Origin of the sequence: Frisingicoccus sp., assembly GCA_016298055.1 — a bacterium.
Classification (GTDB): domain Bacteria; phylum Bacillota; class Clostridia; order Lachnospirales; family Lachnospiraceae; genus Frisingicoccus.
Genome location: JAEDDO010000112.1, coordinates 1 through 5,657, shown reverse-complemented (window position 1 = coordinate 5,657; position 5,657 = coordinate 1). Strand labels below are relative to the sequence as shown.

At 40.5% G+C, this 5,657-nt stretch carries 6 protein-coding genes; 3 read left to right on the top strand and 3 right to left on the bottom strand.

The features are described 5' to 3' along the window. On the bottom strand, positions 1-1,112 hold a 1,112-nt coding region (locus tag QZZ35_RS08495), incomplete at its 3' end, for a DUF4317 domain-containing protein (RefSeq protein WP_291237009.1). 162 nt (positions 1,113-1,274) lie between these two features. Between QZZ35_RS08495 and QZZ35_RS08490 the strand changes: the two genes are divergently transcribed. Both QZZ35_RS08490 and QZZ35_RS08485 read left to right on the top strand, forming a co-directional pair. After that, positions 1,275-2,000: an ABC transporter ATP-binding protein gene (locus QZZ35_RS08490; RefSeq protein ID WP_291237008.1), complete on the top strand. Its 726-nt coding sequence runs from the start codon at positions 1,275-1,277 to the stop codon at positions 1,998-2,000. A 15-nt stretch (positions 2,001-2,015) separates the two neighbouring features. Then, the gene (locus QZZ35_RS08485) at positions 2,016-2,939 is read left to right on the top strand and encodes a SufB/SufD family protein (RefSeq protein ID WP_291237007.1); all 924 of its coding nucleotides are present in this window, start codon (positions 2,016-2,018) and stop codon (positions 2,937-2,939) included. 64 nt (positions 2,940-3,003) lie between these two features. Here the strand turns inward: QZZ35_RS08485 and QZZ35_RS08480 are convergent, their stop codons facing one another. Next, entirely contained in the window at positions 3,004-3,654 is a 651-nt protein-coding gene (locus QZZ35_RS08480) for a GTP pyrophosphokinase (RefSeq protein ID WP_442899885.1), read from the bottom strand. 186 nt (positions 3,655-3,840) lie between these two features. Between QZZ35_RS08480 and QZZ35_RS08475 the strand changes: the two genes are divergently transcribed. Continuing rightward, positions 3,841-4,332, top strand: a complete 492-nt coding sequence (locus QZZ35_RS08475) for a DNA-deoxyinosine glycosylase (RefSeq protein WP_291237005.1) — start codon at positions 3,841-3,843, stop codon at positions 4,330-4,332. 60 nt (positions 4,333-4,392) lie between these two features. On the opposite strand, the gene QZZ35_RS08470 is transcribed toward QZZ35_RS08475, so the two are convergent. Continuing rightward, positions 4,393-5,589 carry an LL-diaminopimelate aminotransferase gene (locus tag QZZ35_RS08470; RefSeq protein ID WP_291237004.1) on the bottom strand — a complete coding sequence of 399 codons (1,197 nt, stop codon included), beginning with the start codon at positions 5,587-5,589 and terminating at the stop codon, positions 4,393-4,395. Positions 5,590-5,657: the final 68 nt, after the last annotated feature.

Below are 5,657 nucleotides of genomic sequence, written 5' to 3'. Positions count from 1 at the left end.
ACAGGTATTCCGTTGACTTCAACAGCGTCATTGATCGCAATAACAAGACAAGGTCTGCCATCAATAATTTTCGTTTCTACAAGGTCGGAACGTCCCGGATTGACTTGAATAGTGACATCCGGAGTTTTTACTTCAAATTTTCGGGTGTTAGCGATATTTGAAGCCATCATTGGTGCCTGGGATACCGCTGTCTCTTCATAGTTTTTTTCAAAATTTTCTAATTTTTCTGTTTCAACACCGCTGTTGGCCAGAAGATTTTTGATATCTGTTTTATCAAAAAGGACCGGATCCGGTTCTTCTTTTTTTTCTTCTATAATATCATAAAGACTGTCATGAATATTTTTCACCGCATCAAAGCTGCAGTCTGTTCCAAGTGTATCTTCGATCAAAGTATGAAAAATTTCCTTTTGATTTTTAGCCGTCATCGGAAGGCCACAGCCGAGAACTTCATCCACAAATCCGGAACGAAGATCTTCCGGATTTTTTGTGTAATAAAGGATATTGTGAATATCCGTGCTCCGGTCATTAAATGCAGGAAAGAGAAATCCGATTTCAGGCATCTCGACGATCCAGTCACGGATCCGGTCATGAAATTCATTCAGTTCGGCCTGATAGGACAGCCCCGGTTTTGAAAGTTTTACGGGACAAATGGAACACAGGATGTGTTCGTATACTTCATCGGAAGCATCCTCCATCTCGAGACCATCTTTTGTTTTTCCCGGTACATCATAGGCTGAGTGAATGAGAAGAATGAGATAATTTTCACCATAATCATAGGATGCGATGACTTTATCATAAAATTCATTTAAAAGATTCGGATCACTTAACTGGCTTTCTTTTAAGGACATTAAAAAAGCCTGAGTTCCGCCATAATCTTCGCTTTCTGCCGGAAATTCCATATTGACCAGATTTTTTCCGAGAGTTCCGGAGAGGGTTTTTCGGAAAATATCAAAGTATTTAAACATTTCTTCTTCCGGTAAAGTAAGAAAGCGTTCCTGGATTTGCGTCTTTTTTTCTTTCTCACCGTCTACATAACAGCCGCAGATGCGTGTGATCGCACAATGCGAAGGTGTAAATTGTTTTTTGATTTCACTGATTTCTTTTTTATTCATATATGTAGTAACCGCCTTTATATTTTTATCATTGTGATTGTGTCACAAATATTTATTATACTGTATTTTTTTCAAGGTGACAATGTAAAAAACTATTGAGAAATATTAAGTTGATGTTATAATAAGATATTAGGTCATTAACGTAAGAAAGGATTGAAGAAAATGCTTCAGGTAAAGAATCTGTCCTATGAGGTTATTGAGAATGGACAGAAATTAAGAATTATAGATGATATCAGCTTTGATGTGGCTGATGGGGAGATGCTTGTGATTACCGGACCGAATGGAGGAGGCAAATCAACGATGGCTTCGCTTTTGATGGGGATTAAACCTCAGACTTCCGGTCAGATCATATTGGATGGGGAAGATATTACAGATTTTGATATCGATCATCGTGCCAAAGCCGGACTTGGTTTTGCTTTTCAGCAGCCGCCGCGTTTCAAAGGAATGACAGTAAAGCATCTGCTTCAGCTTTCTTCCGGCGGAGAGCTGTCTGAAGATGAGAGCTGCAAGCTTTTAAGCAATGTGGGACTTTGTGCTATGGAATATCTGGATCGTCAGGTGGATTCTACTTTATCCGGCGGCGAGATGAAACGAATTGAAATTGCAACAGCATTTTCAAAACCACATAAATTATGCATTTTTGATGAACCGGAAGCCGGTATTGATCTCTGGAGTTTCTCCATGCTTGTTCAGCAGTTTGAAGCAATTCATAAAGAGAAAAAAGAAAGTATTGTCATTATTTCCCATCAGGAACGTATTATTCAGATGGCCGATCGAATTATGATCATTCGTGATGGTAAGGTTGAAAAAATCGGTACAAAAGAAGAAGTTATGCCGGCCCTTCTTGAAGGTGAGGGCGAAGCTGGCTGCAAATATATGAAAAATTAACAGGAGGTTTTTGAAATGCAAATTGATAAGCTTACACAGGGTGTGCTCAAAGTCATTGACAATGGCACATTTAAACAGGAAGGTGCTTACAATCTCCGTTATAATGGACAGCCGCTTTGCCATGGAGACAGTGAGCATGTAAAAATAAAAAGTAAAACAGATAAAAACGGAATCGATGTTTATATTGACGGAGATACAAAGGGTGAACAGGTACATATTCCGGTCGTTGTGACAGCATCCGGTATGACCGATGTGGTGTACAATGATTTTTATATTGCAGATGGTGCAGAGGTAGTTATTGTTGCCGGCTGTGGTATTCATAATGCTGGCTGTGACAGTACACGTCACGACGGTATTCACAGTTTCCATGTGGGTAAAGGTGCAAATGTGCGTTATGAAGAAAAGCACTACGGAGAAGGTGAAGGAACTGGGGAGCGTATTTTAAACCCTGTGACAAAGATCTATATCGGTGAAGATTCTGTTTTTACATTGGACACAGCTCAGATTAAGGGAGTAGACTCTAGTGTGCGTGAGACAGACATCATTATGGAAGCCGGAGCAAAGCTTTATGTGACCGAGCGTCTCATGACTCATGATCACCAGAATGCTGTATCCAACATGGAGATTCAGATGAACGGTGAGGGAAGCTCGGCTAAAATCGCTTCCCGATCTGTAGCGAAAGGAACATCTTCTCAGACTTTCCATCCGAAGGCTATCGGCAATGCAGCCTGTCATGCCCATGTACAGTGTGATTCTATCATTATGGACCATGCGGAAGTCTGTTCAATTCCTGAGATCAATGCACGCCATATTGACGCTTCCATTATTCATGAAGCAGCGATCGGAAGAATTAATAATGACCAGCTGATCAAACTCAGAACTTTAGGAATGACAGAGGAAGAAGCAGAAGCAGTCATTGTCGATGCATTTTTAGATTAAGGTATCGGATTAAAAAAGCACGATTGTATGAGTTGTAAAATCTGCAATCGTGCTTTTTATAATGTCATTGAATCTTTTTACGTATGTTTTGCATCTTTAAGTCAACCCCTGCGATGATATCAGCGCATTCTTTAAGTTCTGCTGCAATTTCTTCCGAGTTTTTCAGGTCTTGCTTATAACGCAGTTTATGATCGAGGCTGGCCCAGAAATCCATGGCGATGGTGCGGAATTGAACTTCAACTTTCATATTCTTCTTGCGGCTTGCAAGGAAGATCGGAATCTCAATAATAAGATGAAGACTCCGGTAACCGTTCGGCTTTGGATTCTTTATATAATCTTTGCGGGCAATGACAGTCACATCATCCTGACTGGTCAACAGGTCAGCGACATTATAGATATCATCCGGGAATGGACAGATGACGCGTATACCGGCGATATCTGTCAGACCGTTTTCTAATGATTCGACACAGATCGGGAGATTGCGCCGTGAAAGCTTCTCCAGAATACTTGCCGGAGTTTTGATACGTGTCTCGATGTTTTCGATTGGGTTTCTCTGATACATATGAGAAAATTCATTATTCAATACATGGAGCTTCGTGTTGACTTCCATGATCGCGCATTCGTACTGCATCATAAGCTCTTTGAACTGAGGAACATTCGCCAGAATGACTTCCGGGTGTTCGGAACTTTTTATATCTTCAAATAAAAAAGGCATTGAATTATCATTTTCTGTTCTTTCCATGATACTTTCTCCTGTGATTGTTTTGAGGCATTTTTCCTCCACAATCAGATTATCAGTTTATGGCAAAAAGTTCAATAAAAAGATAAATATTCATAAAATTTTAATAATTTTCCACAAAAACTATGGTAAAATAGCGAGAGAAAGGGGAAGAAAAATCATATGCAGGAAATATCAGCAGTTCATGAAATTACGCCCGTTTATGATAAAAGTTCAAAAATATTAATATTAGGAAGTTTTCCTTCGGTGAAATCCAGGGAGATGGGATTTTTTTACGGGCATCCCCAAAACCGTTTCTGGAAAGTCCTGGCGGCACTTTTGGATGTATCGGTACCTGTAACGATTGAAGAAAAAAGAACGATGCTTCTTGAGCATCATATCGCTGTGTGGGATGTCATTGCCTCCTGTACGATTACCGGATCCAGTGACAGCAGTATTAAAGATGTGGTCCCAAATGATCTTGGAAGGGTTCTGAAAGAGGCACCTATTGAAAAAATTTATGCTAATGGAGCAACCGCATGGAAACTGTATAATAAATATACAAAAAAGATGACAGGAATGGAGGCGGTGAAACTGCCATCCACAAGTCCTGCCAATGCGGCTTTTCGTCTGGAGAGGCTCATTGAAGAATGGAAAATAATTATAGACGGTTAATGTATAAAAGAAAAAGAGGATTGTCCTGGAATTACAGTGACGATCCTCTTTTAAAATATTTTAGAATAATTTTTCGAAACGTTCCATAGCTTCCTTTGTACTTTCATGTGTTCCGAAGGAAGTAAGACGGAAGAAGTTCTGGCCGTTCTTACCAAATCCGGCACCCGGGGTTCCGACAACCTGAGCGTTATTCAGGAGATAGTCGAAGAATTCCCAGGAATCCATGCCCTGTGGACACTCAAACCAGATATATGGGGAGTTTTCTCCGCCGAAATAGCGGATACCTTTTTTTGCAAGAGTTTCTGAGATCACTTTTGCATTTTCCTGATAGTAGGCAATATTTTCTTTACACTGAGCCATACCTTCTTTGGTGAATACAGCAGCAGCCCCTTTTTGTACGATATAAGAAGTACCATTGAACTTGGTAGACTGACGGCGGTTCCACATAGCATTTACAGACATCTCTTCACCGTTGGAAGCCTTAAACACCAGTTCCTTCGGAACAATAGTGTAGCCGCAGCGTGTTCCTGTAAATCCGGCTGTTTTGGAGAGTGAGCAGAATTCAATAGCACATTTTTTAGCACCTTCAATCGCATAAATACTGCGAGGAAGTTCCGGGTCTGTGATAAATGCTTCATAAGCAGAGTCAAATAAGATGACGGCTTCGTTCTCAAGCGCATAATCAACCCATTCTTTTAACTGTTCTTTATTATAAGTAGCACCTGTCGGATTGTTTGGAGAACAGATATAGATAATATCTGCATGAACATTCTTATCCGGCAGAGGCAGGAAATTATTATCTGCATTGGCATCAATATAGGTGATCTGGCGACCTGTCATAATATTGGAATCCACATATACCGGGTAGACAGGATCCGGAATCAATACGACATTATCTGTTGCAAATACGTCACCGATATTTCCTGTATCACTCTTGGCTCCGTCGGAGATGAAAACATCATCAGCGTGGATGGAAACGCCGTTTTCAGCATAGTAATCGACAACGGCATTGCGGAGAAATTCATAACCCTGTTCAGGGCCATACCCTTTAAAAGTTTCTGTGGAAGTCATGGCATCCACACCTTCATGAAGTGCATCCACAGCCAGCGGTTCCAGTGGAAGCGTGACGTCGCCGATTCCGAGACGGATCACTTTTTTGTCCGGATTTGCCTTTGTGTATTCGGCAACGCGATGAGCGATTTCAACGAAAAGATAGCTTTCTTTCAGGTTCTGATAGTTTTCATTTAATTTTGGCATTGTGTCATTCCTTTCTAGTAAGTGGTTGATGTACATTTTCACACTTTATTGTAGCAAAGAACTTTTTT